This window comes from Streptomyces sp. NPDC050439 (assembly GCF_040655335.1).
Lineage (GTDB): Bacteria > Actinomycetota > Actinomycetes > Streptomycetales > Streptomycetaceae > Streptomyces.
Genome location: NZ_JBFAJT010000003.1, coordinates 540989 through 563643, shown reverse-complemented (window position 1 = coordinate 563643; position 22655 = coordinate 540989). Strand labels below are relative to the sequence as shown.

Below are 22655 nucleotides of genomic sequence, written 5' to 3'. Positions count from 1 at the left end.
GGAGTCGGCCCCGTTCAATCAGGCGCGGAATTTCCGCTCAGCGCCCTTGATCCAGATAGGCGAGTACGGCGAGAACGCGCCGGTTGTCGTCGTCCGACACCGAAAGGTCCAGTTTCCCGAAGATGTTGGACGTGTGCTTGGCGATCGCCCGTTCCGTCACGACGAGCTCCGCCGCGATCGCCGCGTTCGACCGTCCCTGCGCCATGAGTTCGAGCACCTCGCGCTCGCGTGGCGTCAGCTTGCCGAGCGGCTGGTCCGCCGACCGGCGCGACAGGAGCTGCTGGATCACCTGCGGGTCCATCGCGGTGCCGCCCGACGCGACCCGGCGTACGGCGTCGATGAACTGGGCGGCGTCGAAGACCCGGTCCTTCAGGAGATAGCCGACCCCGCCGTTCCCGTCGGCGAGCAGCTCGCGCGCGTACAGCTGCTCCACGTGCTGGGAGAGCACGAGCACGGGAAGCCCCGGCCGTGCCTTGCGCGCCGCCAGCGCGCACTGCAGTCCCTCGTCCGTGTGGGACGGCGGAAGCCGGACGTCGACGACAGCGACGTCCGGCTTCAACTCTGCCAGGGCCTTGGTGAGTTCGGGCCCGGTCTCCACCGCCGCGGCGATCTCGAAGTCGAATGCCTCCAGCATCCGCACCAGGCCGTCGCGCAGCAGGAAGAGATCTTCGGCTAGGACAACTCGCAAGGGATCTCCATGGTCACCATGGTCGGGCCGCCCGCGGGACTGCTGACGGCAAGTACGCCGTCGAATGTACCGAGTCGGCGTTCGATCCCGCTCAGCCCGGACCCCGCGCCGATGGACGCGCCGCCCTTGCCGTTGTCGGTGACCGCGACGCGCAGCATGCCCTGCGCGTGGTGGACGTCCACCCAGATGCGGTCCGCCCCCGAGTGCTTGATGGCGTTGGTCAGCGCCTCGCTCACCGCGAAGTACGCCGCAGACTCCACCGGCTCGTCGGCACGGCCGTACAGCTCCACGTCCACGTCGGTCTGCACCGGGAGCCGCAGCGCGAGGGCTTTCACCGCGTCACCGAGGCCACGCTCGGCGAGCACGGGCGGATGGATGCCGCGGACCAGGTCACGCAGCTCGGTCAGCGCTTCACCGGAGTTCTGCCGCGCCTTGGCGATCATCTCCTTGGCCTTCGCCGGGTCCTTCTCGATCATCGCCTCGATGGTGCCGAGGTCCATGCCCATCGCGACCAGGCGGGCCTGCGCCCCGTCGTGCAGGTCCCGCTCGATGCGGCGCAGTTCGGCGGCGGAGGTGTCCACGGCGTCATGCCGGGTCGCGGTCAACCGGTCGACGCGCTGGGCCAGTTCACGTTCCCGCATGGAGGTGGTGGGCGCGAGGAGCGTGCGGGTCAGGAGGAAGTGGGCGCGGAGGATGGCGGGGCTGCTGAAGATGCCGACGACCCCGAGCGCGGTGCCGAGCAGGGCCGCCATGTTGGCGTCGGTCTGCGAGGTGACGTGAATGAAGCCGTACCAGTCGCCGCCGCCCGCGTCGTAGATCGGCCGCCAGACGCCGAGTGCCAGGACGTAGCCGTACAGCGGGTAGAGCAACAGCGCCGGCGCGAAGATCACCGTCACGTAGCCGGCGGTCATGTCGACGAGCAGCCACTGGAGATCACGCCAGGTCGCCGGGTCCTTCAGGAGCAGAGACGTGCGCTCCACCTGCCCGGTGACGCCGTTGCGCAGATCCGGTGGGAAGGCACGGTAGGGGCGTGGGATCCGTACACCCGACCAGGCATCGGCCTGGCGGCGGCGCAGGTCGGCCCATTGGCGTACGCCCAAGAGCACCACGGGGGTCGTGAAGACCCCGATCCCGAGCGGGATGAAGGCGATGGACAGGACCGCCAGCACGAAGAGTGTGATCGATCCGGCGAGCATGATCACCGACAGGAAGAACCCCCGGGCTCCCGCGATCACGGATTCACGGACCCTCGTCATTTTCTGATCCCCATCTCTTCCAGTGGCATGAACACATTCTCGCCGCTGGGCCAGGCAACGGTCATTGGGTCCGGCACCCGGGCCGGGGGTGTACCTGACGACACCCCCTGACCTCGCCCTGTGCTTCGGACAGTGGGGGCTTCGGCGGCTGGGTGGGCGGCCCCCGGATTTCTAGCGTTGTCCTCGTCAACCACCGGCTTATCCACTGCTTACTTATGGGGGCGAAACGCCATGAGGCCAAACCTCGCGGCACGACTCGGGGTGTGGAGCGCGCACCACCGCAAGACGGCCATCCTCGGCTGGCTGCTCTTCGTCGTGCTCGCCACGACCATCGGCGGGGCCTCGGGCATGGTCACCGCGACCGACGACGAGATGGGGGTCGGCGAATCGGGCCGCGCCGCGACGATCCTCAAGGACGCGGGCGTCGAGGAGCCCGCCGGTGAGCTCGTCATGGTCAGTTCGAAGACGGCCGACGGCTGGCGGGACGCGGCGAGCGACCTCTCCAAGGCGCTGACCGCCACCGGCGAGACGCAGAAGATGCAGGCGCCGCTGCCCTCCGAGGACGGCAAGGACGCGCTGCTCCGCTTCCAGATGAAGGGCGCCTCCGACGAGGCGACCGACCGTGTGCAACCGGTGCTCGACGCGGTGCAGAAGGCCAAGGACGACGGCGCCCAAAACGGCGTCTCCGTCTACCAGTTCGGCGACGCCAGCTCCGAGAAAGAGCTCAGCGACCTGCTCGCGGACGATCTCACGAGGGCCGAGTTCACCGCGGTGCCGCTGGCCCTCGGCATTCTCCTGGTCGCCTTCGGCGCGGTGGTCGCCGCACTGCTTCCGGTCGGGCTCGCGCTGACCGCGTGCGTGGCGGCCTTCGGCCTGCTCTCGCTCGCCAGCCACCAGCTGCACCTGTTCGAGACGACGTACTCGGTGATGTTCCTGATGGGGCTCGCCGTCGGCGTCGACTACTGCCTGTTCTACCTGCGGCGCGAGCGGGACGAGCGCGCGGCGGGACATGACGCCGAGACCGCGCTGCGGATCGCCGCGGCCACCAGCGGGCGGGCCGTGCTTGTCTCCGGCCTGACGGTGATGGTCGCGATGGCGGGCATGTTCCTCTCCGGCCTGCTGCTCTTCAAGGGCTTCGCGGTCGCCACGATCCTGGTGGTGTGCGTGGCGATGCTGGGCTCGGTGACGGTGCTTCCCGCGCTGCTGTCCGCGCTCGGCGACCGGATCAACGCGGGGCGCATCCCGTTCCTCAACCGCAAGAACAAGAAGGGCGCACACGCCAGCGGCGGCATCGCGGGCAAGCTGCTGCGGCCGGTCCTCGCCAAGCCGAAGATCTTCGCCGTCGGCTCGGCGATCCTCCTCCTCGCCCTGGCGGCTCCCGCGCTCGGCATGAAGACCGAACAGCTGGGCCTGGAGAAGCAGTTCGGCTCGGACGCCCCGCTCTCGGTCTCCTTCCGGGAGATCACCCAGGAGTTCCCGGGTGGCCCCGCGCCGGCCCGGGTGGTCGTCAAGGCGGACGACATCGGGTCGAAGGAGACCCGGGACGCGCTGGCCGCGGTGGTGCGGGACGCGGGCAAGGGTGCCGAACTCACCGTCCACAAGAGCGCGGGCGTGGCCGAGATCGACGTACCGCTGCCCGGTGACGGCAGCGACGCGAAGTCCAAGGAAGCCCTTGGCGAACTGCGGGACGACGTGGTTCCCGCGGCCTTCGACGGCCTGGACGCGGAGGCGTATGTCGGCGGGGACCTCGCCGAGTCCGAGGACTTCGGCGACCAGCTCAGCAAGGGCATCGTGCCGGTGTTCGCCTTCATCGCGGCGGTGACGTTCCTGTTGATGCTCTTCAGCTTTCGATCGGTGGTCATCGCGGTGACGTCCATCGGCCTCAACCTCCTTTCGGTAGGTGCCGCGTACGGCGTGATGACCGCGGTCTTCCAGCACGGCTGGGGCGCGGAGCTGATCGGCTCGGAGCAGGTGGGCGCGATCGAGAACTGGATGCCGCTGTTCGTCCTCGTGGTCCTCTTCGGCCTGTCGATGGACTACCACGTGTTCGTGGTCTCACGGATCAGCGAGGCGCGGGAACGGGGCCTGGACAACCGCGCGGCGATCCGCGAGGGCATCACACGGACCGCGGGCGCGGTGACCGGCGCGGCCGTGATCATGGTGGCGGTCTTCGCGGTCTTCGGCACGCTGTCCATGCAGGACATGCAGCAGATGGGCGTCGGCCTCGGCGTGGCGGTCCTGCTGGACGCGACGGTCGTGCGGATGGTGCTGCTGCCGTCCCTGATGACGCTCCTCGGTGAGCGCAACTGGCGTACGCCGCGGTACCTGTCGTGGCTGCCGAGGATCTCGCACGGCGAGGAGCCGGTGGCACCTGAGCAGCGTGGACCCCAGCGGGTTCCTTCGGCCAGGGTGTAGGACCCGCGTGGCCCCTGACGGGGCGGGGCGGCGGCCGGGCTGGAAACTCCAGCCCGGCCGCCGCCCCGTTCCCCCGTTACAGACCCAGCGCCTTCGCCTCCACCTCGGGGTCGACGCCCTTCGCCCCGCGGTCGGGGAGCTGCGGGGCCACCCCGCCCAGGGACTGGATCCAGGCCCAGGTGTCCGCGACCGTCTCCGCCACGGGCCGCGCACGCAGCCCCGCGGCCGCCGCCTTCTGGGTCGACGTGCGGTGCATGGTGTCGTGCAGTTCGCCCGGCGGGAGCCACACCGGAAGCTGCGACCACGGCTCGATGCCGTGCTCGGCGATCACCGCGGGGTCGGTCCAGCGCAGCTCTACGTCGGCCGCGCCCACCACGGCCACGCACGCCTCCAGGAACTCCTCCATCGTGGTGTGCGCGATGGGGGAGATGACGTTGTACGGGCCGTGGAGACCCGCGAGGGCGGCATCAAGGACCCACTCCGCGAGGTCCCGCACGTCGATGTACTGAAGGCCCAACTCCCGTGGCCCCGGCGCCAGTACGGGCCCGCCCCGCGCGACCCGGTTCAGCCACCACGGCAACCGCCCGACGTTCTCGTACGGACCGAGGATCAGTCCGGCGCGGGCGAGCACCGTGCGCTCGGCCCCGAACTCCGCGACGGCGGCGAGCTCGCCGCCCCGCTTGTCCTCCGCGTACGCCACCGAATCCGCGTCGGGATCCCCCTCGACCAGCGGGTAGCTCTCGTCCGAACCCGCCACTCCCGGATACCGGTACACGGACGCGCTCGACACGTACACGTAGCGCCCGGCCCGCCCCGCGAGCAGCCGCGCCGTATCCCGTACGGCGCGCGGCGCCCCCGACCAGGTGTCGACGACGACGTCCCACTCCCCGTCGGAGGCGGCGAGGGCGTCCAGGCCGCCTTCGGCCGTACGGTCACCGAGCAGCGACACCGTGCCGGTGGGCGCCTCGTGCCGGCCCCGGTGGAAGACCGTCACCTCCCAGCCACGCGCGAGCGCCGCCTCGACGACGCCCCGACCCACGAACCGCGTACCGCCCAGCATCAGAAGTCTCATGGCGCAGACTCTGCACGCTGCGGGCCGTCGGGGGAACCGGGTTCTGCTGGCGGCAGAGCCCGGCCCGCCCCGGGAAACCGGAGGTCAGCGGGATGCCGGCGGTGCGTACTTGTAGCCGACCCGCCGCACCGTCTGGATCGTCCTGCGGTGCTCGGCCCCCAGCTTGCGCCGCAGCCGCGCGATGTGGACGTCCACGGTGCGCCCGTCGCCCACATGCCCGTAGCCCCACACCGTGGTGACCAACTGGTCGCGCGTGTGCACCCGGTGGGGGTGGGCCACGAGATGCGCGAGCAGCTCGAACTCCAGGTAGGTGAGGTCGAGCGGGCGGTCGCCGACCCGCGCCGCGCGCTGCACGGCGTCGATCCACACGGGGTCGCCGGACGTCTGCCGGGGCTCGGGTGCGGCGGTGGCGGTGGCGGTGGCAGGGGCGGCGGCTGCGGCCACCGGCTCCTGTCCGGCCGGTACGAGGACCAGGTAGCCGATCATCGGCGGCTGGCCCGGCAGCGTGGGCAGCGTGTGCTGGGGCGCGGGCAGCCAGGTCGCGCCCGGCGGCAGGAAGTCGGTGATCTGCGCCACCTCGTCCGGGGCGACGGCTCGCAGCCGCCCCCGGCCGGGGCCGGCCTGGGGCGGCGCGGTGGCCGTGAGGGCGGCGGTCGAAGCGGTGGAGGCCGGGAAGGAACGGGAGTTCGCCATGGAAGTCAGCTCTTTCGCGCGAAGGAGTCGTCAGTCGTCGAGGACGTACGTACGTCGTGCGCGTCAGGCGAAAGCCGGGTGAACGGCGTTAGAGGGCCTGCGCGTTCATCGCGCGGCAACACACCCGGTCGAAGTCGTGGTGCTGACGGGAAGGCCAGAACGGCTCCAGGTCGTGATCACGACCCGTCGCGTTGTTCCCGTGGCTGCCCATGAGTCCATTGAAGCAGATGAGGGGGGCCGGGGTCGCTCCCTCTCGCACGCTGCCATGCCGGAGGGGGTGCCCGCCGGCCTGGCGGGCACCCCCTCCGGGGACGTGGCGAAGCACGCGATCAGACCTGGCCGGCCTTCTCCAGGGCGGCGCAGCAGGTGTCGACGATGAGGCGCGTCACGACGTACGGGTCGACGTTCGCGTTCGGGCGGCGGTCCTCGATGTAGCCCTTCTGCTCCACCTCGACCTGCCACGGGATGCGGACCGAGGCGCCGCGGTCCGAGACGCCGTAGCTGTACTCGTTCCACGGGGCGGTCTCGTGCAGGCCGGTGAGGCGGTCGTCGATGCCCGCGCCGTAGTTCTTGACGTGGTCCATCGGCTTGGAGCCCTCACCCAGGGACTCGGCGGCGGTGATGATCGCGTCGTAGCCCTCGCGCATCGCCTTCGTCGAGAAGTTGGTGTGCGCGCCCGCGCCGTTCCAGTCGCCCTTCACCGGCTTGGGGTCGAGCGTGGCCGACACCTTGAAGTCCTCGGCGGTGCGGTAGAGCAGCCAACGGGCGATCCACAGCTGGTCGGAGACCTCGAGCGGCGCGAGCGGGCCGACCTGGAACTCCCACTGGCCGGGCATGACCTCGGCGTTGATGCCGGAGATCCCGAGGCCCGCCTTGAGGCAGTTCTCCAGGTGCGCCTCGACGATGTCACGGCCGAAGATCTCGTCGGCGCCGACACCGCAGTAGTAGCCGCCCTGCGCGGCGGGGAAGCCGCCGACGGGGAAGCCGAGCGGGCGGTCGCCCTCGAAGAAGGTGTACTCCTGCTCGATGCCGAAGATGGGCTCCTGCGAGCCGAACCGCTCCTCGATCTCGACGAGCGCGGCGCGGGTGTTGGACTCGTGCGGCGTCATGTCCGTGTTGAGGACCTCGCACAGCACGAGTACGTCGTCGCCGCCGCGGATGGGGTCCGGGCAGGTGAAGACCGGCTTGAGCACGCGGTCGGATGCGTGACCCTTGGCCTGGTTCGTGCTGGATCCGTCGAAGCCCCAGTTCGGGAGCTCGGCGCCGTCCGTCATGATCTTCGTCTTGGAACGGAGCTTGGCGGTCGGCTCGGTGCCGTCGATCCAGATGTACTCAGCCTTGAAGGTCACGGGGCCCATCCTCTAAAAGCTCGGTACGGCGCAGAACGTGCGGGTGCTGCGGTGCCGTGGTGATGTCGCGCAGCCTGCCAACGCGCGATTTCCCGTCCATTGCTCGAATGTGAACCCCGTGTTACCTGCGGTGGATGTGGCCCACTTCACGCCAAGGGCCCTCACTTGATGACGGCGTTGGCGGCCGCGATCAGCAGCCCGATCGTGGCGTCGGCCATGCCGAGCAGCACGGCCGAGCGGCGCCGGTAGCCGGCCCGGCGCGCGGCGAAGGTGCCCCAGCCGAACAGGAGCGCCGCGTTCAGGAGAAGCGCGGAGTAGGTGACGGGCGGCTCGGGCCAGCCGAAGGTCCCGGCGAGGACGAGCAGTGCCACGGTGGGCCAGCAGGCCACGATCACCGGCCACTCGTCCATGAGCTCCCGCAGCAGCTGCCGCCACCGGTGCAGGCCCGACCCGGGCCGGTGCGTGGACATGTGATGCGCGTAGCCATGCGCGAGGGCGGCCGTGCCCGCGGTGACCATGATCCAGGCGGCGTCGTAGAAGGGGGTGTAGGCCTGCTTCTCCGAGTGCAGGGCCGCGACGAGCGCGCTCGCGAGGATGGTCCCGTAGACACCTCCGGACGTCAGCTTCCGCACGGGTGCACTCCTTTCGGGGAGTGCCCAACCGTATGGGGCTGTATGTAACGATTTGCCGGAGGCGGCACATCAGTCGCCCGTCATCTGCCGCTGCCGCTGCCGTCTCACGCGAGACCGCCGCGACTACCGGGACAACGCGACTACCGGGACAACGCGTCCCGCACCGCTTCCTCCGTGCGCCCCACCACCGCGGTGCCGTCGTCGGCGGTGATGATGGGCCGCTGGATGAGCTTGGGGTGCTCGGCGAGCGCCGTGATCCAGCGGTCGCGCCCCGACGCGTCGCGCGGCCAGGCCTCACGGTCCTTCAGGTCCAGCTCCTTGGCGGCGTCCTCCTGGGTACGGGTGATGTCCCACGGCTCCAGGCCGAGCCGCTCCAGGACGGCGCGGATCTCGTCCTCGGTGGGGACGTCGTCCAGGTAGCGGCGGACGGTGTAGTCGGCGCCCTCGGCATCGAGCAGAGTGAGCGCGCTGCGGCACTTCGAGCAAGCGGGATTGATCCAGATCTCCATACCCCACACGCTACCCGCGCCCCACCCAAGACCCACCCGCCCCATGGCCTCAAAGGCCGTCTGGCCAGCGGCGATTGTCAGTGCCTGGCAGTAGAATTGAAGCAATGTTCGAGGGTTCCCGACGGGGGTCCTGATCGCGACAGGAGGATGCCTGTGCCCGCTGCCGCACTTACATCGAAGTCGAAGCGCAACGCTTCCCGGCCCGTGTTCATCGACCCGACGTACGCACCACTGGAGAAGCGACCGCTCCCGGCCGGACGGCCGCGCGAGTGGTACATCACGCACAACCGGCGCCTGAAGGCCATGCGCCTCGCGATAGCCCTGCTCGACTCCGGCGTCTATCTGGCGAACCAAGCGAACAACACCAGGATCCGGAGCATGGCGGAGGACGTGGGAATCCACCCGCCGTCGGACATCACCTGCCACATGGTGCGCGCCCTGATGCGGTACAGCCGCTGAACGGACGCGCGCGCGGGCGCACGGGCGGGGGCCCAAGGGCCGCCGCCCGTGGGCGTGGGTCATGCTGTCCGCATGACTCAGCCGGAATCCGCCCCCGCCCAGCAGGAGCCCGCGGACGAACTGCCGCTGCTCGTCACCGCCCAACTCCCGGACGGGGCAAGGTTTCCCGTCCGGGGCCTGCGCGGGAGCGAGGCATCGCCCCGCCCCGCGCCGGCCGTCCTGATCCTCCCCGCCATGGGCACCCCAGCCCGCTACTACCGTGCGTTCGCACGCCAGTTGAACGCCGAAGGGCTCACCGCCCTGACCGTGGACATGCGGGGCCAGGGGGAGAGCACCCCGCGCGTGACGGACGCGGACGCCCTCGACCACGGATACGGCACGATCGTGGAGCAGGACCTCGTCGCGGTCGTCGAAGCGATACGCGCCGAACTGGGCCCGGAGTCACCGCTGTACCTCCTCGGCCACAGCATGGGCGGACAACTGGGCCTGATACACGCCGCGTTGGGGATCGGCCCCGGCGTCGACGGAGTCGCCCTCGTCGCCTCGGGCTCCGTCTATTTCCGGCCGTACGGCCCCCTGCGCGGACCCCTGCTGCTCATCGGCGGGCTCTTCACCGCGGCCGCGTCGACGCTGCTCGGCCGGTGGCCGGGAAAGCAGCTCGGCTTCGGCGGCAACCAGCCCAAGGGCGTCATGCGCGACTGGGCACGTCAGGGGCGTACGGGCCGCTACTCGTCCCCCGGCTCCCCGCACGACTACGAGGCGGCCCTGCGCACCCTCACGCTGCCCGTCCTCGCCGTCTCCGTCGAGGGCGACACCTGGGCCCCCGTGGCCGCCCTGGACCACCTCGTCGGCAAGGTGCCCGCGGCCCGCGTCACCCGCCTGCGGTACTCCGTGGCCGAGGCGGGCGCCCGCCTCGACCACTTCGTCTGGACACGGGCCGGAGAAGCGCTGGCCAAGAGGGTGGCGGCATGGGCGGTGGCGGGCGGAAGCTGAGGTCCCGACACAACCGGCACACCTCGGGCGCGGTCACCCGTTCGGCGTACCCCGCATGCGTACGCGCCGGAGGCGGCATTGGCTGCTCCTGAGGGGAGGCTGTTGCCGGGTGCCGCCGACGGAGAGGGGCGTGGGGCGATGACCACTCCGCAAGAGCGTGCCCGCCAGGGCAAGGCCGCCCGCAAGCGTGCCTCGCGCTCCTCGCACGGGGCGTGGATACCCTCCGCCGACCGCGCAGACCCGGTGGCCGTCCTGGAGCGGCAGGGCGCGGACCGCGTCCAGGACCTGCTGCCCATCCGGTACGCCCGCATGGCGGCCTCCCCGTTCTCCTTTCTGCGGGGCGCCGCCGCCGTCATGGCCGGGGACCTCGCCGTCCAGTGGGACTCCGGCCTGACGGTCCAGCTCTGCGGCGACGCGCACCTGTTGAACTTCGGCCTGTTCGCCTCGCCGGAGCGCGCCCTGCTCTTCGACCTGAACGACTTCGACGAGACCTGCCCCGGCCCCTTCGAATGGGACGTCAAACGCCTGGCCGCGAGCATCGCCGTGGCGTCCCGCGACAACGCCCACCCGCGGGGCGCCGCACGCGTGGCCTGCCTCGCGGCGGTGGCGGCGTACCGCACCTCCATGAGACGTCTGGCCGGACTCGGTGAACTCGCGGTCTGGTACGAACGGACCGACGCACACGACCTGTTGCCGCTCATCCGCTCCGCAGGCCACCGCAAGCGCGCGGCGACCGCCATGGACCGCGCCCGCCGCCGCACGAACCTCCAGGCGCTCGGCAAGCTGACCGAGAAGGTCGAAGGAGCTCCCGGCCTCCGCCGCATCATCCACGACCCGCCGCTCATCGAACCCGTGAGCGCCGCGGACCTCGCCGCGCTCCGCAAGATCTTCGGCGACTACCGCTCCACGCTCTCCGAGGAGCGCCGACTCCTCCTGGACCGCTACCACTTCGTGGACGCCGCGCGGAAAGTCGTCGGCGTGGGGAGCGTCGGCACCCGCTGCTACATCGTGCTGCTCGCCGGGCGCGACGCCGGGGACCCGCTCTTCCTCCAGATCAAGGAGGCGGTCCCCTCGGTCGTCGAGGAACACCTCCCGGCGGGCCCGTACATCCATCCCGGCCACCGCGTGGTCGCGGGCCAGCGCCTCCTCCAGGCGGCCGGCGACATCTTCCTCGGCTGGATGACGGGCCCCCAGGGCCGTGCCTTCTACTGGCGCCAGCTGCGCGACATGAAGGGCTCCGCGGACGTCGAGTCCATGTCCCCCGCGGAACTGCGCTCCTACGCCCGCCTCTGCGGCACGGCCCTGGCCCGCGCCCACGCCCGCTCCGGCGACCGCATCGCCATCGCCGCCTACTTGGGCGGCGCCGACACCTTCGACCGGGCGATAGCGGACTTCGGGCTGCTCTACACCGCGCAGAACGCCCGGGACCACGCGGCGCTGACCGAGGCGATCTCCTCGGGCCTGGTCACCGCCGCGGGCCGGGAAACCGGAGACGCAGAAGCTGCAACAGGTGCCTAGCGGATCTCGTCCGGGACCACCGTCAGCCACCGCTTGTCCGCGGTGACCTTCTGGCCGAGCTCCCGCTGCCGGTCGGCGTTCTCGCGCTTCATCCCGTCCAGCTCCTTCATGTACGCGTCCTTGCGGTTGACCCAGACCCGCGCCCCGCCGTGCTCCACGTCCGCCGAGTGGAACAGCATCGGGCCGTCGCTCTTGGGGGTGTCGCCCGCCACCAGGACGGGCTTCTTCCACTCGTCGATGTACGTGTTGATGGCCGCGGGCTTGCCCTGGTACCAGGTCAGAGGCGCCCACAGGTTCGGCGTCAGCTCATGCCCCGCGAGCTTCTTCTGGTCGAAGCGGCCCTCCGCGATCTCCTTGCGGGAGCTGGTGATCTCACCGGTCTTGCGGTTCTTGAGCTGCAGGCCGACGCCGATGACGTTCTCGGGCTTCACGTCGTAGCCGTACTTGGGGTCGGAGAGGACCATGCGCACCAGGTCCTCGCTGGCCGCGCTGACCACGTAGACCTCGATGCCGTGCCTGCGCAGCGACTTGTGGAGCTCCTGCATGCCGGTGAAGAACTCGGGCGGCTTCACCTCGGTCTTCGTCAGCTTCCCGTCCTCGTAGTATTCGGCGGGGATCGGCTCGTCACGGGCGAGGAGTTCGTCGACGTACCCCTTGAGCTCCTTCAGCGTGAAGCCGGAGAAGATCTGCGCGACCCACGGGTAGCAGACCTGGTCGTCGACCTCGCAGAGCCGGTTGTAGTAGCTGTAGAGGCTCTCCTTGTGCTTCGCCGTGTCCTTGAAGGGGATGAGCTTCAGCGAGGGGTCCATCGACTTGCGGGTCAGCACCCCTTTCATCTCCAGGAAGGGCAGGAGGGACTCCTCCAGGTCGTTGCGGTACGTCGTGTTGTCCGCGTCGAAGACGGCGTACGCGCCCTTGTCCTCGTTCTTCGCGATGACCTTGCCCAGCTTCTTCGCGACCGGCTTCGGCCAGTGCTTCAGCTCGGACGTCGCGGCCTTCGCCGTCCTCGCCGACTTCGCGGAGGCGTCCGCGGCCGTCGCGTCCTTGCCCGGCCAGAGCGCCGTCCCCGCGAGAACGGCCGCGGTGAGCGCGCCCGCCGTGCCGATGACGGCCAGCTTGCCCTTTGCCTTAGATGCCATGGTTCGGTGCCCCCTGAGAGCGGTCTGCGCCCCGTCCGGAGCGGCGGGTCATCGTATGAGGTCGCCCCACGGATTCCCATGATCGACATCACCGGACGGAACGGGCATGGGACCGCCGTGCGCGGGTAGGGGAGACGGACGCCCACCGCGCTTTCGGGCCTGCTCCATGGCGGCGCTCATCGCATACTGGAAGACATGGAGACCGTCTCCCGGGAGTTCGTGCGGGCCGCCCCGCGGCTCGACGGCATGGTGGTGTCCGCCGTCGGCTACCGCACACGGGGCGAGCGGCCGGGTCTGCACCGCGGCCTGCCGTCCCCGTACCTGACGCTGATCTTCTCGCTGGACGGCCCCGTCGTCACCGGCGCCACCCCCGAGCAGGCCGGAACCCGCGGCGCCATCGGCACCGACATCGTCCTCGGCGGCCTCCACCAGTCCCCGGCGTACGTCGTACGGCCCGAGCACGAGGCGGGCATCCAGCTCGCCGTGCACCCGCTGGCCGCCCGCGCCCTGTTCGGCGTACCGGCGGCGGAACTCGCCGGTGAGCTGGTGACGCCCGGCGCGGAGGTGATGGGGCGCCGCGCCGCCGAGCTGCGGGAGCTGCTGTGCGAGCAGGACGGCTGGGAGGAGCGGTTCGCCTCCCTCTCCGCCTACCTGAGGCAGCGTGCGGCCGCCGCCACCTCCGCCGGCTCCGTACGGCCCGAGGTCGGCGAGGCATGGGCCTGGCTGGCCCGGCACCAGGGCGTGGGCACCCTGCGCGGGCTCTCCCGGCACGTCGCGCTCAGCGAACGCCGCCTCACCACCCTCTTCCGCGCCGAGACGGGCCTGAGCCCCAAGCAGGCCGGGCGCCTGATGCGCTTCCAGCGCGCACGGAACGCCGTCGTACGCCCCGTCGCGGCGGGCGCGGCCCCCGACCTGGCCCGCGTCGCCGCGGACTGCGGGTACTACGACCACTCCCACCTGGTGCGGGACTTCCGGCAGTACACCGGCGCCAGCCCCAGCGCCTGGCTGGCCGAAGAGTGCCGGAATATCCAAGCCGGGAGCCATGGCGGGGGCGAAGAGTAGGACTCATGAACACGACCGAGAAGCAGAACCAGCAGCCCCAGTCCGCCTCAGCCCCAAGTCCTGAAGGGCGCGCCCCCGCCGTCTGGCCGACACTCCAGGCGCACGACGCCCCCGCACTGATCGACTTCCTGGTCGGCACGGTCGGCTTCCTGCGCACCGCCGTCTACGAGGACGGCGGCCGCGTGGCCCACGCCGAGCTCGACTGGCCCGAAGGCGGCGCGATCATGCTCGGCTCGTACGACGAGAAGTCCCAGGCCTGGTGCCTGAAGCCCGGCACCTTCGGCGCGTACGTCGTCACCGACCGCGTGGACGACCTCTACCAGCGGCTCGGCACCGCGGGCGTCGAGATCATCCGCGAGATCGAGGACCAGCCGTACGGAAGCCGGGAGTTCGCGATCGCCGACCCCGAGGGCAACAAATGGTCCTTCGGCACCTACCGCGGCGCACCGAGGCCCCAGCAGCCGTCCTGACCTCGCGTGATAGCTTGCGCACGCCAGTCAACCCACACCAGGGCCAGGGAATCCGGTGCGAATCCGGAACTGACGCGCAGCGGTGAGGGGGAACGGGCGGGGCCACGGCCACTGGGCGTCCATGGACGCCTGGGAAGGCGCCCCGCCCGGCCGATCCCCGAGTCCGAAGACCTGCTGGCACCTTCGTCCGCACACCGGGCGGCGGAGGTGACGAAGCAGGCCAGGCTCCGCGTATGAGCCGTGAGACTCAAGGGATCTCGTGTCCTCCATTGCCCGTCGTGTACGTACGTCTGTTCTTCTCGCCACGGCCTTGGCCGTCACCCTGACCTCGTGCGGAGGCGGCTCCGCGACCACCTCCACCACGGACGACAAGGCCGCCGGCTACCCGCTGACCCTCACCTCCTGCGGCAAGAAGGCGGAGATCAAGGCGCCGCCGCAGCGAGCGGTCTCCCTCGACCAGGGTTCCACGGAGATCCTGCTCTCCCTCGGCCTCGCGGACCGCATGGCCGGCACCGGAACGTGGACGGACCCGGTGCTCAAGGGCCTGGAGAAGGACAACGCCAAGGTCGACCGGCTCGCCGACAGCTACCCCTCCTTCGAGAAGGTCCTCGCCAAGGAGCCGGACTTCGTCACCGCCTCCTTCGTGGCGACGGTCAGCAAGGGCGGCGTCGCCGACCGCGCCAAGTTCGCCGAACTCGGCGTACCCGCCTACGTCTCGCCCTCCGACTGCGCGGGCAAGGACAACAGCGGCGACGGAGACGGCAGCCGCGTCAAGACGCTGACCATGGACACCGTCTACGGCGAAGTGCGTGACCTGGCCAAGGCGTTCGGGGTCGAGAAGCGCGGCGAACGCCTGATCGCGGACCTCAAGGGCCGGGTGGCGAAAGCCACGAAGACGATCAAGGACAGCAAGGCGTCCGACACGTCGCTCCTCTACTGGTTCGCCAACTCCGACGCGCCCTACATGGCGGGCTGCTGCGGGGCGCCGGGCATCATCACCCGCGAACTCGGCGTGCGGAACGTCTTCGACGACACCCGCGACGAGTGGCCCCAGATCAACTGGGAGACGGTGGCCGACCGCGACCCGGACGTCCTGGTCATCGGCGACCTCACCCGCAAGTCGCAGACGGCCGAGAGCGCGAAGAAGAAGATCGAGTTCCTGGAGTCCAACCCCGTCACCAAGAACCTGACCGCCGTGAAGAAGAAGCGGTACGTGCTGCTGAGCGGCCAGGCCATGAACCCCACCATCCGCACGGTGGACGGCATCGAACAAGTCGCCGGCGCCTTGCGCGAGTTCGGCCTCGACAAGTGAAGGCGGCCGCCGCGGGCGGCATACGTTCCGTCCTGCTCTGGACGGCGGGCGTCGCCGCCCTCGCCCTCTCCGTGGCGGTGGCCGTCACCATCGGCCCCGCGGACATCTCCGTACCCGACGTGTGGTCGGCGGTCGCCGCGCACCTCGGCTGGGGCGAGGCGACGCTGACGCCCATCCGGGACGGCATCGTCTGGAATCTGCGCATGCCGCGCACGCTCCTCGCGGCGGTCTGCGGCGCGGGCCTCGCGGTCTGCGGAACCGTCCTCCAGTCCCTGCTGCGCAACCCGCTCGCCGATCCCTTCGTGCTCGGCGTCTCCTCGGGGGCGTCCACGGGCGCGGTCGCGATCGTCGTCCTGGGGGTCGGCGGGGGAGTGGTGTCGGTGTCGGCGGGGGCCTTCGTCGGGGCAGTCGTCTCCTTCGCGCTGGTGCTGCTGCTCAGCCACAGCCTGGGCGGAAGCGCCGACAGGGTGGTGCTCTCCGGGGTCGCGGCCATGCAGCTCTTCTCCTCGATCACCTCGTTCGTGATCCTGACCTCGGGCGACGCGGAGACGACGCGGAGTGTCCTGTTCTGGCTGCTCGGCTCGCTGAGCGGGGTGGGCTGGACGGACGTCTCGCTGTGCGCGGCGGTGCTCTTCGCGTCCCTCGCCGTCTGCCTGACTCAGGCCCGCACGCTGGACGCGTTCGCGTTCGGCCAGGACGCGGCGGCGACACTGGGCGTCCATGTGGCCCGGGTCCGCCTGCTGTTGCTTTCCGTGACGGCCCTGCTCACGGCGGCGCTGGTCAGCAGCGCGGGCGCCATCGGCTTCGTGGGCCTGGTCCTGCCGCACGCGGCCCGCGCCCTGGTCGGCGCCGGGCACGCACGCCTGCTCCCGGTCACGGCGCTCGCGGGCGCGGTGTTCCTGGTGTGGGTGGACACGCTGGCCCGCACGGTCCTCGACCCCCAGGAGGTCCCCGTGGGGGTGGTGACGTCCCTGATCGGCGTCCCGGCGTTCGTCCTGGTCCTCTACCGCACGAGGAAGACGACATGACCCCGCACAACGACTCAGGCCTACGGGCTGACCGCGTGGCCCGAGAGGCAGGCGGCCGGCTCATCATCGACGGAGTGACCCTGGCCCCGTCCCCCGGAGCCACGGTCGGACTGCTCGGCCCGAACGGCTCGGGCAAGTCCACCCTCCTGCGCATCCTGGCAGGCGTCCTGGCCCCCACGTCAGGGGTGGTCACGCTGGACGGCGACCCGCTGCGGGACGTGGGCCGCCGCACGATGGCGCGCAGGGTGGCGGTGGTGGACCAAGAGGCAACCACACAGGTCGAGCTGTCGGTGGAGGAGGTCGTACGCCTGGGCCGCATCCCGCACCGCAGGGCGTGGTCCGCCCCGACAGCCCGGGACGACGAGGCGGTACGGGAGGCCCTGACCCGCACGGGTCTGTCCGACCGTGCGACCCAGTCCTGGCACACGCTCTCCGGCGGCGAACGCCAACGGGTCCAGATAGCGCGGGCGTTGGCCCAGACCCCCCGGGAACTCCTCCTGGACGAACCCACGAACCACCTGGACATCCAACACCAGCTGGACCTCCTGACCCTGGTCTCGGACCTCCCCCTGACCAGCGTGATAGCCCTCCACGACCTCAACCTGGCGGCCATGTTCTGCGACCACGTACTGGTCCTCCACGAGGGAGCGACCCACGCGTCGGGCACACCGTCGGAGGTAATCACGGAGGAACTGATCGCAAAGGTGTACGGGGTAAGGGCGAAGGTAACGCAACACCCAACGGAAACTCACCCAACGATCCGCTTCCTACGCCCCTGAGCCCTCGACTGCTGGTGTCAGCGCCCCCTCGACCACGACGGTGGGTGCGGGCTGGTCCGACCCCTCCGTGGCGCCCTCCGTCACCCGTGTCAGCGCCCCCGGACGATCTGCTCGGCCCGAAGCCGGAGTTTGACGTCGGCATCCTGCAGCAGGGCTTTGGCTGCCTGCAGTTGACCGGCACCGCCCTGCGCGCAGAGCAGTCGGAAGGCGGCGACGCGGGTGGGGCGGGGCGCTTCCGGCCCGATGCGTGCCAGCAACCACTCGGTGGGGAGTTGCCGCGCGGAGGGCAGCAGCGCCGTGCAGGCCTCGCGGGCGACGGCGGGTGCGGGATCGTCCAGGAGCGGCCGCAGCCGCTCGGTCACCGCGACGTCGAGCACACGCAGCCCGGCCACGGCACGCGCCCGTACCGCCGGCACCGGATGCGCGAGCAGCGGCAGCAGCAACTCGGCGTCCGCACGCGCACCGCACTCACCGAGACCGACGGCCGCACCGGGCGGCAGAGCCGGGTCATCGGGCGTGGCACACCACTCCCGGTAGAGCGGCAACGGATCGACCCCGGCCTGCTTCAGCACGTAACGGGCGCAGGCCCGCACGAGCGCCGAACGGTCGACGAGATACGACCGGGCCTCCCGCGCCCGCCCGACGCGCCGCAGAGCGGTGACCCCGGCGGACCGGACACGGGGGCTGCGCGCAGCGAGCAACGGCGAGACGACGCGCTGATACGCACGCTCATCCCCCTCGCGCACACCCGCGAGCGCGGCATCGGCGCAGAGGTTCTGGACGACGACATCGCTGTCGCAAGCGGCGATACGGGCCAGCTCCGGCGCCGACAGGACCTGCTCGTCGACGGCGATGCGATGAGCGAAGCGGCGTACCGCGGGATCCGCGTGGCCGAGCGACGCCACGAGCCGATCGCGGCCCGCCGCCCCGCTCAGGACCTCCCGCAACAGCCCCACACCGAAGACCCCGCGCTCCCGGCGCCCTACCCGCAACACCATGGGCGCGAGCGCCGCCAGCTCCCCGGCACCGAGCCGGGGCAGCGCCTCACGCAGCACGCCGCGCGCCTTCTCCCGTACGGGTGCGGCCCAGTCGGCACAGCGAATGACGACCAGCGGCAGGAGCACCGGATACGACGCGACCCGCCGCAACGCGGCCTCGCGCACCCGGCCGTCGCAGGCGCACAGATCGAGCGCGGTCCGACTTTCGCCGGGCTCCAACGCGTCCCAGCGCGTATACAGTCCGCGCACGTCGACATCGAACGCGATCCAGGCGGAAGGGTCCGAAACATCCAGCACGTCCAGCACATCCCGCAAGGGAGCCCCACGGACAACCCGCAGGAGTTCGCTCTCCCTGCCCTCGCCGAAGCCGAACCAGCTCATCGCCACCGCCCCCCTCGCCCCGCCCATCGAGACGGCGATCGTAGGGTGCGGCAAGCCGCCGCGGTCGCCCGAATTACGCGGGCCTCGGCTGCCCTAGGGCCGTGGCTCGTCGAGGTACTGGTCGGCCCAGGCGCTGATGATGTGAGCGGCCCGTTGCGCCTGCCCTCGCGCGGTCAGCAGATGGTCCGCGCCTTCGAGCGAGATGAAGCTGCGCGGGTGCCGTGCCTCCTGGAAGATCTCCGCGGCGTTGGAGATGTCGACGGTGGAGTCGGTGGGCGAATGCGCCACGAGGAGCGGAACGTCCACCTCGCTGATCCGGTCGCGCAAATGAGCCTGGCGCACGTTCTCGACGAAGGCGCGCTTGAGGACCAGAGTCCTCCCGCCGACGAACCACTCGTGCGCGCCGTCACTGAGGACGCGATCCAGGACGGAGTCGTACTGCCGCTCGACATGACTGGGGTCGACGGGCGCCGCGATCGTGGCCAGCGCGCGGAGGCCGGGGATCTCGCAGGCGGCCGCGATGGCGGCGGCGCCGCCCCACGAGTGCCCCACCAGCAAGTCCACCGGAGTCCCTCGCTCCGCCATGAAAGCCGCGGCACGGACGGTGTCCTGCACCTTGACCGTGAAGGAACCGTCCCCCCAGTCGCCCTCGGAGTCCCCGATCCCGAGATTGTCGAAGCGCAGCGTGCCGATCCCCTCGCGCGCCAGCTGCTTGCTGACGCGCGCGGCGGCCGGCGATTCCTTGCCCAGGGTGAATCCATGCGCGACGAGCCCCCAGCCCCGGACCTCGCCCTCCGGCAGATCGATCACGCCGGCCAGTGCGGGACCGACGACGCTCGGAAATGTCACTTTTTCGCTCATGTGGGGCGCTCACCTAGGCAGGGGCTGGTCTGGGCAGATCGTGGGGGGAGAGAGAACAGCGGGCCGCCTCCCGTTCCGGGAGACGGCCCACCGTCCCTGCTGATGCGGCGCCGGGCTCACCCGGCCCCGGCCGTTCTAGATGTCGAAGTACAGCTCGAACTCGTGCGGGTGCGGGCGCAGCTGGATCGGGGCGATCTCGTTCGTGCGCTTGTAGTCGATCCACGTCTCGATCAGGTCGGGGGTGAAGACACCGCCGGCCAGGAGGTACTCGTGGTCCGCCTCGAGGGCGTCGAGGACCGCCGGGAGCGAGGTCGGGACCTGGGCGACGCCCGCGTGCTCCTCGGGAGCCAGCTCGTAGAGGTCCTTGTCGATCGGCTCCGGCGGCTCGATCTTGTTCTTGACGCCGTCCAGGCCGGCCATCAGGAGCGCCGAGAACGCCAGGTACGGGTTCGAGGACGGGTCCGGCGCGCGGAACTCGACACGCTTGGCCTTCGGGTTCGAGCCCGTGATCGGGATACGCATGGCAGCCGAGCGGTTGCGCTGCGAGTACACCATGTTGACCGGCGCCTCGAAGCCCGGGACCAGGCGGTGGTACGAGTTCACCGTCGGGTTCGTGAAGGCGAGCAGCGACGGGGCGTGCTTGAGGATGCCGCCGATGTAGTAGCGGGCGGTGTCCGACAGGCCGGCGTAACCCTGCTCGTCGTAGAAGAGCGGGTCGCCGTTGGCCCACAGCGACTGGTGGACGTGCATGCCCGAGCCGTTGTCACCGAAGATCGGCTTCGGCATGAAGGTCGCGGTCTTCTGGTTGCGCCAGGCGACGTTCTTCACGATGTACTTGAAGAGCATCAGGTCGTCGGCCGCGGCGAGCAGCGTGTTGAACTTGTAGTTGATCTCCGCCTGGCCGGCGGTGCCGACCTCGTGGTGCTGGCGCTCGACCTGGAGGCCGTTCTTGTCCAGCTCCAGGGAGATCTCGGCACGCAGGTCGGCGAAGTGGTCCACCGGCGGGGCCGGGAAGTAGCCGCCCTTGTAGCGGACCTTGTAGCCACGGTTGTTCTCGACCGCACCGGTGTTCCAGGCGCCGGCCTCGGAGTCGATGTGGTAGAAGCTCTCGTTCGCCGACGTCTGGAAGCGGACGTTGTCGAAGACGTAGAACTCCGCCTCGGGGCCGAAGTACGCGGTGTCCGCGATGCCGGTCGACGCGAGGTAGGCCTCGGCCTTCTTGGCGATGTTGCGCGGGTCACGGCTGTACTGCTCGCCCGTGATCGGGTCGTGGATGAAGAAGTTGATGTTGATGGTCTTGTCGCGGCGGAAGGGGTCGACCCGGGCGGTCGACAGGTCCGCGCGCAGCGCCATGTCGGACTCGTGGATGGCCTGGAAGCCGCGGATCGACGACCCGTCGAACGCCAGCTCCTCGTTCGGGTCGAACGCCGCTGCCGGGATCGTGAAGTGCTGCATCACTCCGGGCAGGTCGCAGAACCGGACATCTACGAACTTCACGTCCTCGTCCGCGATGAACTTCTTTGCGTCGTCGGCGTTCTGGAACATCCAACTCCTCCTACTCCCGACCCCCAGGCGGGGACGGGGTTGCAGCTCGTTGTGCGGCCAGTGCGGTGGCACACGCTGGGACCCGACCATAGGGACGGGGGATTTCTCAAGCATGACCCATTTGTTTCGCGGAAGTTAACCGAGGCGGGTTCACGTCAGGTGTCATTCGCCCTACCCCGCCCGTCCTCGTACGAAATCGGGCGCAGTACCGTGGACGGGTGGACAACAGGCAAGCAATCGGATCGTGGCTCTCCGGCCCTCGTGCGGCGGCAGAGGACGCGGGTGTCGACTTCGGGTATCGGGGCGAGCAGCTCGGCCTGCCGGAGGAGGGGCCGGGATCGATCGCGCGGCCCGGACGGCGCATGGGCGCCATCGTCGTCGACTGGGCCCTGTGCATGCTCATCGCATACGGCCTGTTCGCTCGCGGTGACCAGCAGGCGATGGGCAACTGGGCCCTCGGCATCTTCTTCGTCATGACCGTCCTGACGGTCGGCACGGTCGGCTGCACCCCTGGCAAGGCCCTCTTCCGGCTGCGCGTCATCGCCGAGGGCGGCGGCCGGCTCGGCATCGCCCGCGTCCTCATCCGTAGCGTGCTGCTCTGCGTCGCCGTCCCGGCCCTGATCTGGGACCGCGACGGCCGAGGCCTCCACGACCGCCTCGGCCGCGCCGTCCAGGTGCGCATCTGAGCCCTCCCGAGCCCGCAGACGGCGAAGGCCCCGGAACCGATCGGTTCCTGGGCCTTCGCCGTTCGTACGGGCAGTAGAGACAGGAGAGGGGGAAAGAGGCGGGCAGCTACCGCATCTTCGGGCCACCGCGAGGCATGCGAGCACCCTTCGGCATGGGCCCCTTCGGGAGCGGCATGTTGCTCATCAGGTCGCCCATCGCGCGCAGCCGGTCGTTCGTCGCCGTGACCTGCGGTCCCTGGAGGACGCGGGGCAGCTTCAGAAGCGTCGTACGCAGCTTCTTCAGCGGGACCTGGCCCTCGCCGGTGCCGACGATGACGTCGTGGACCGGGACGTCGGAGACGACGCGGGCCATGCGCTTCTTCTCGGCGGCCAGCAGGCTCTTCACCCGGTTCGGGTTGCCCTCGGCGACGAGCACGATGCCCGCCTTGCCGACCGTGCGGTGCACGACGTCCTGGCTGCGGTTCATCGCCACCGCCGGAGTCGTCGTCCAGCCGCGGCCGATCTTGTCGAGCACCGCGGCCGCCGCACCGGGCTGACCCTCCATCTGCCCGAAGGCCGCACGCTCGGCCCTGCGCCCGAAGACGATCGCCATCGCGAGGAAGGCGAGCACAAAGCCGAGAATGCCGAGATAGATCGGGTGACCGATCAAGAAGCCGATTCCGAGGAAGACACCAAAGGTGACGATTCCCACAGCCGCGATGATGAGACCGATCCGCGGATCGGCCCTGCGGGTCATCTTGTAGGTCTGAGCGATCTGCTTGAGTCGCCCGGGGTTCGCGGCGTCCGCCGCGGTTTCCTTCCTCGCCATGC

The 22655-nt window shown here is 70.4% G+C and carries 23 protein-coding genes and 1 riboswitch; of the genes, 10 read left to right on the top strand and 13 right to left on the bottom strand.

Annotated elements, in window-relative coordinates; all coding sequences use genetic code 11:
• Positions 1-37: 37 nt before the first annotated feature.
• The gene (locus AB0I66_RS15575; protein ID WP_363208357.1) at positions 38-688 is read right to left on the bottom strand and encodes a response regulator transcription factor; all 651 of its coding nucleotides are present in this window, start codon (positions 686-688) and stop codon (positions 38-40) included.
• On the bottom strand, positions 673-1944 hold the full coding sequence (locus tag AB0I66_RS15570) for a sensor domain-containing protein (protein WP_363208356.1): 1272 nt from the start codon (positions 1942-1944) through the stop codon (positions 673-675). Before AB0I66_RS15570 ends, AB0I66_RS15575 begins: the two co-directional genes overlap by 16 nt.
• 231 nt (positions 1945-2175) lie before the next feature.
• Between AB0I66_RS15570 and AB0I66_RS15565 the strand changes: the two genes are divergently transcribed.
• Entirely contained in the window at positions 2176-4359 is a 2184-nt protein-coding gene (locus AB0I66_RS15565; protein WP_363208355.1) for an MMPL family transporter, read from the top strand.
• Positions 4360-4435: 76 nt separating this feature from the next.
• Here AB0I66_RS15565 and AB0I66_RS15560 read toward each other — a convergent pair whose 3' ends face one another.
• The 6 genes from AB0I66_RS15560 to AB0I66_RS15535 form a co-directional block, all read right to left on the bottom strand.
• A complete protein-coding gene (locus AB0I66_RS15560; RefSeq protein WP_363208354.1) occupies positions 4436-5431 on the bottom strand; it encodes an NAD-dependent epimerase/dehydratase family protein in 996 nt (331 codons plus the stop codon).
• 84 nt (positions 5432-5515) lie between these two features.
• A complete protein-coding gene (locus AB0I66_RS15555; protein WP_363208353.1) occupies positions 5516-6124 on the bottom strand; it encodes a winged helix-turn-helix domain-containing protein in 609 nt (202 codons plus the stop codon).
• Positions 6125-6212: 88 nt separating this feature from the next.
• A complete protein-coding gene (locus tag AB0I66_RS15550; protein ID WP_363208352.1) occupies positions 6213-6335 on the bottom strand; it encodes a hypothetical protein in 123 nt (40 codons plus the stop codon).
• A gap of 118 nt (positions 6336-6453) precedes the next feature.
• Complete coding sequence (gene glnII, locus AB0I66_RS15545) at positions 6454-7473, bottom strand: glutamine synthetase (protein WP_363208351.1); 1020 nt, start codon at positions 7471-7473, stop codon at positions 6454-6456.
• Positions 7474-7634: 161 nt separating this feature from the next.
• Positions 7635-8105 (bottom strand): hypothetical protein, encoded by a 471-nt coding sequence (locus tag AB0I66_RS15540; RefSeq protein WP_363208350.1) that lies wholly within the window; start codon positions 8103-8105, stop codon positions 7635-7637.
• Positions 8106-8245: 140 nt separating this feature from the next.
• On the bottom strand, positions 8246-8614 hold the full coding sequence (locus AB0I66_RS15535) for an arsenate reductase family protein (RefSeq protein WP_363208349.1): 369 nt from the start codon (positions 8612-8614) through the stop codon (positions 8246-8248).
• Positions 8615-8767: 153 nt separating this feature from the next.
• On the opposite strand from AB0I66_RS15535, the gene AB0I66_RS15530 reads away from it, so the two are divergent.
• From AB0I66_RS15530 to AB0I66_RS15520, 3 genes are all read left to right on the top strand, one after another.
• Positions 8768-9073: a hypothetical protein gene (locus AB0I66_RS15530; protein ID WP_361045748.1), complete on the top strand. Its 306-nt coding sequence runs from the start codon at positions 8768-8770 to the stop codon at positions 9071-9073.
• Positions 9074-9145: 72 nt separating this feature from the next.
• A complete protein-coding gene (locus AB0I66_RS15525; protein ID WP_363208348.1) occupies positions 9146-10066 on the top strand; it encodes an alpha/beta fold hydrolase in 921 nt (306 codons plus the stop codon).
• A 138-nt stretch (positions 10067-10204) separates the two neighbouring features.
• Positions 10205-11584 carry a DUF2252 domain-containing protein gene (locus AB0I66_RS15520; protein ID WP_363208347.1) on the top strand — a complete coding sequence of 460 codons (1380 nt, stop codon included), beginning with the start codon at positions 10205-10207 and terminating at the stop codon, positions 11582-11584.
• Here AB0I66_RS15520 and AB0I66_RS15515 read toward each other — a convergent pair.
• Positions 11581-12723, bottom strand: a complete 1143-nt coding sequence (locus AB0I66_RS15515) for a haloacid dehalogenase-like hydrolase (RefSeq protein WP_363208346.1) — start codon at positions 12721-12723, stop codon at positions 11581-11583. The two genes, AB0I66_RS15520 and AB0I66_RS15515, sit on opposite strands and share 4 nt — an antisense overlap.
• 195 nt (positions 12724-12918) lie before the next feature.
• On the opposite strand from AB0I66_RS15515, the gene AB0I66_RS15510 reads away from it, so the two are divergent.
• The 5 genes from AB0I66_RS15510 (at position 12919) to AB0I66_RS15490 (ending at position 17374) form a co-directional block, all read left to right on the top strand.
• A complete protein-coding gene (locus tag AB0I66_RS15510; protein ID WP_363208345.1) occupies positions 12919-13785 on the top strand; it encodes a helix-turn-helix domain-containing protein in 867 nt (288 codons plus the stop codon).
• Between the two features lie 5 nt (positions 13786-13790).
• Positions 13791-14255: a VOC family protein gene (locus AB0I66_RS15505; RefSeq protein WP_363208344.1), complete on the top strand. Its 465-nt coding sequence runs from the start codon at positions 13791-13793 to the stop codon at positions 14253-14255.
• Positions 14256-14262: 7 nt separating this feature from the next.
• A riboswitch (cobalamin riboswitch) is annotated at positions 14263-14449 on the top strand.
• 65 nt (positions 14450-14514) lie between these two features.
• Positions 14515-15567 carry an ABC transporter substrate-binding protein gene (locus tag AB0I66_RS15500; protein ID WP_363208343.1) on the top strand — a complete coding sequence of 351 codons (1053 nt, stop codon included), beginning with the start codon at positions 14515-14517 and terminating at the stop codon, positions 15565-15567.
• Positions 15564-16595, top strand: coding sequence for an iron chelate uptake ABC transporter family permease subunit (locus tag AB0I66_RS15495; protein ID WP_363208342.1), 1032 nt, complete (start codon positions 15564-15566; stop codon positions 16593-16595). The genes AB0I66_RS15500 and AB0I66_RS15495 overlap by 4 nt, the downstream gene beginning before the upstream one ends.
• Entirely contained in the window at positions 16592-17374 is a 783-nt protein-coding gene (locus AB0I66_RS15490) for an ABC transporter ATP-binding protein (protein WP_363208341.1), read from the top strand. The genes AB0I66_RS15495 and AB0I66_RS15490 overlap by 4 nt, the downstream gene beginning before the upstream one ends.
• Before the next feature lie 89 nt (positions 17375-17463).
• Here AB0I66_RS15490 and AB0I66_RS15485 read toward each other — a convergent pair whose 3' ends face one another.
• The 3 genes from AB0I66_RS15485 to glnA all read right to left on the bottom strand — a co-directional run bounded on the left by AB0I66_RS15485 (position 17464) and on the right by glnA (position 21159).
• Positions 17464-18780 (bottom strand): hypothetical protein, encoded by a 1317-nt coding sequence (locus tag AB0I66_RS15485; protein ID WP_363208340.1) that lies wholly within the window; start codon positions 18778-18780, stop codon positions 17464-17466.
• A gap of 66 nt (positions 18781-18846) precedes the next feature.
• Complete coding sequence (locus AB0I66_RS15480) at positions 18847-19614, bottom strand: alpha/beta fold hydrolase (protein WP_363208339.1); 768 nt, start codon at positions 19612-19614, stop codon at positions 18847-18849.
• A 135-nt stretch (positions 19615-19749) separates the two neighbouring features.
• Complete coding sequence (gene glnA / locus AB0I66_RS15475) at positions 19750-21159, bottom strand: type I glutamate--ammonia ligase (RefSeq protein WP_363208338.1); 1410 nt, start codon at positions 21157-21159, stop codon at positions 19750-19752.
• A gap of 218 nt (positions 21160-21377) precedes the next feature.
• Between glnA and AB0I66_RS15470 the strand changes: the two genes are divergently transcribed.
• A complete protein-coding gene (locus AB0I66_RS15470; protein WP_363208337.1) occupies positions 21378-21845 on the top strand; it encodes an RDD family protein in 468 nt (155 codons plus the stop codon).
• A 106-nt stretch (positions 21846-21951) separates the two neighbouring features.
• Here AB0I66_RS15470 and AB0I66_RS15465 read toward each other — a convergent pair whose 3' ends face one another.
• Entirely contained in the window at positions 21952-22653 is a 702-nt protein-coding gene (locus AB0I66_RS15465; protein WP_363208336.1) for a DUF4191 domain-containing protein, read from the bottom strand.
• Between the last annotated feature and the right edge of the window lie 2 nt (positions 22654-22655).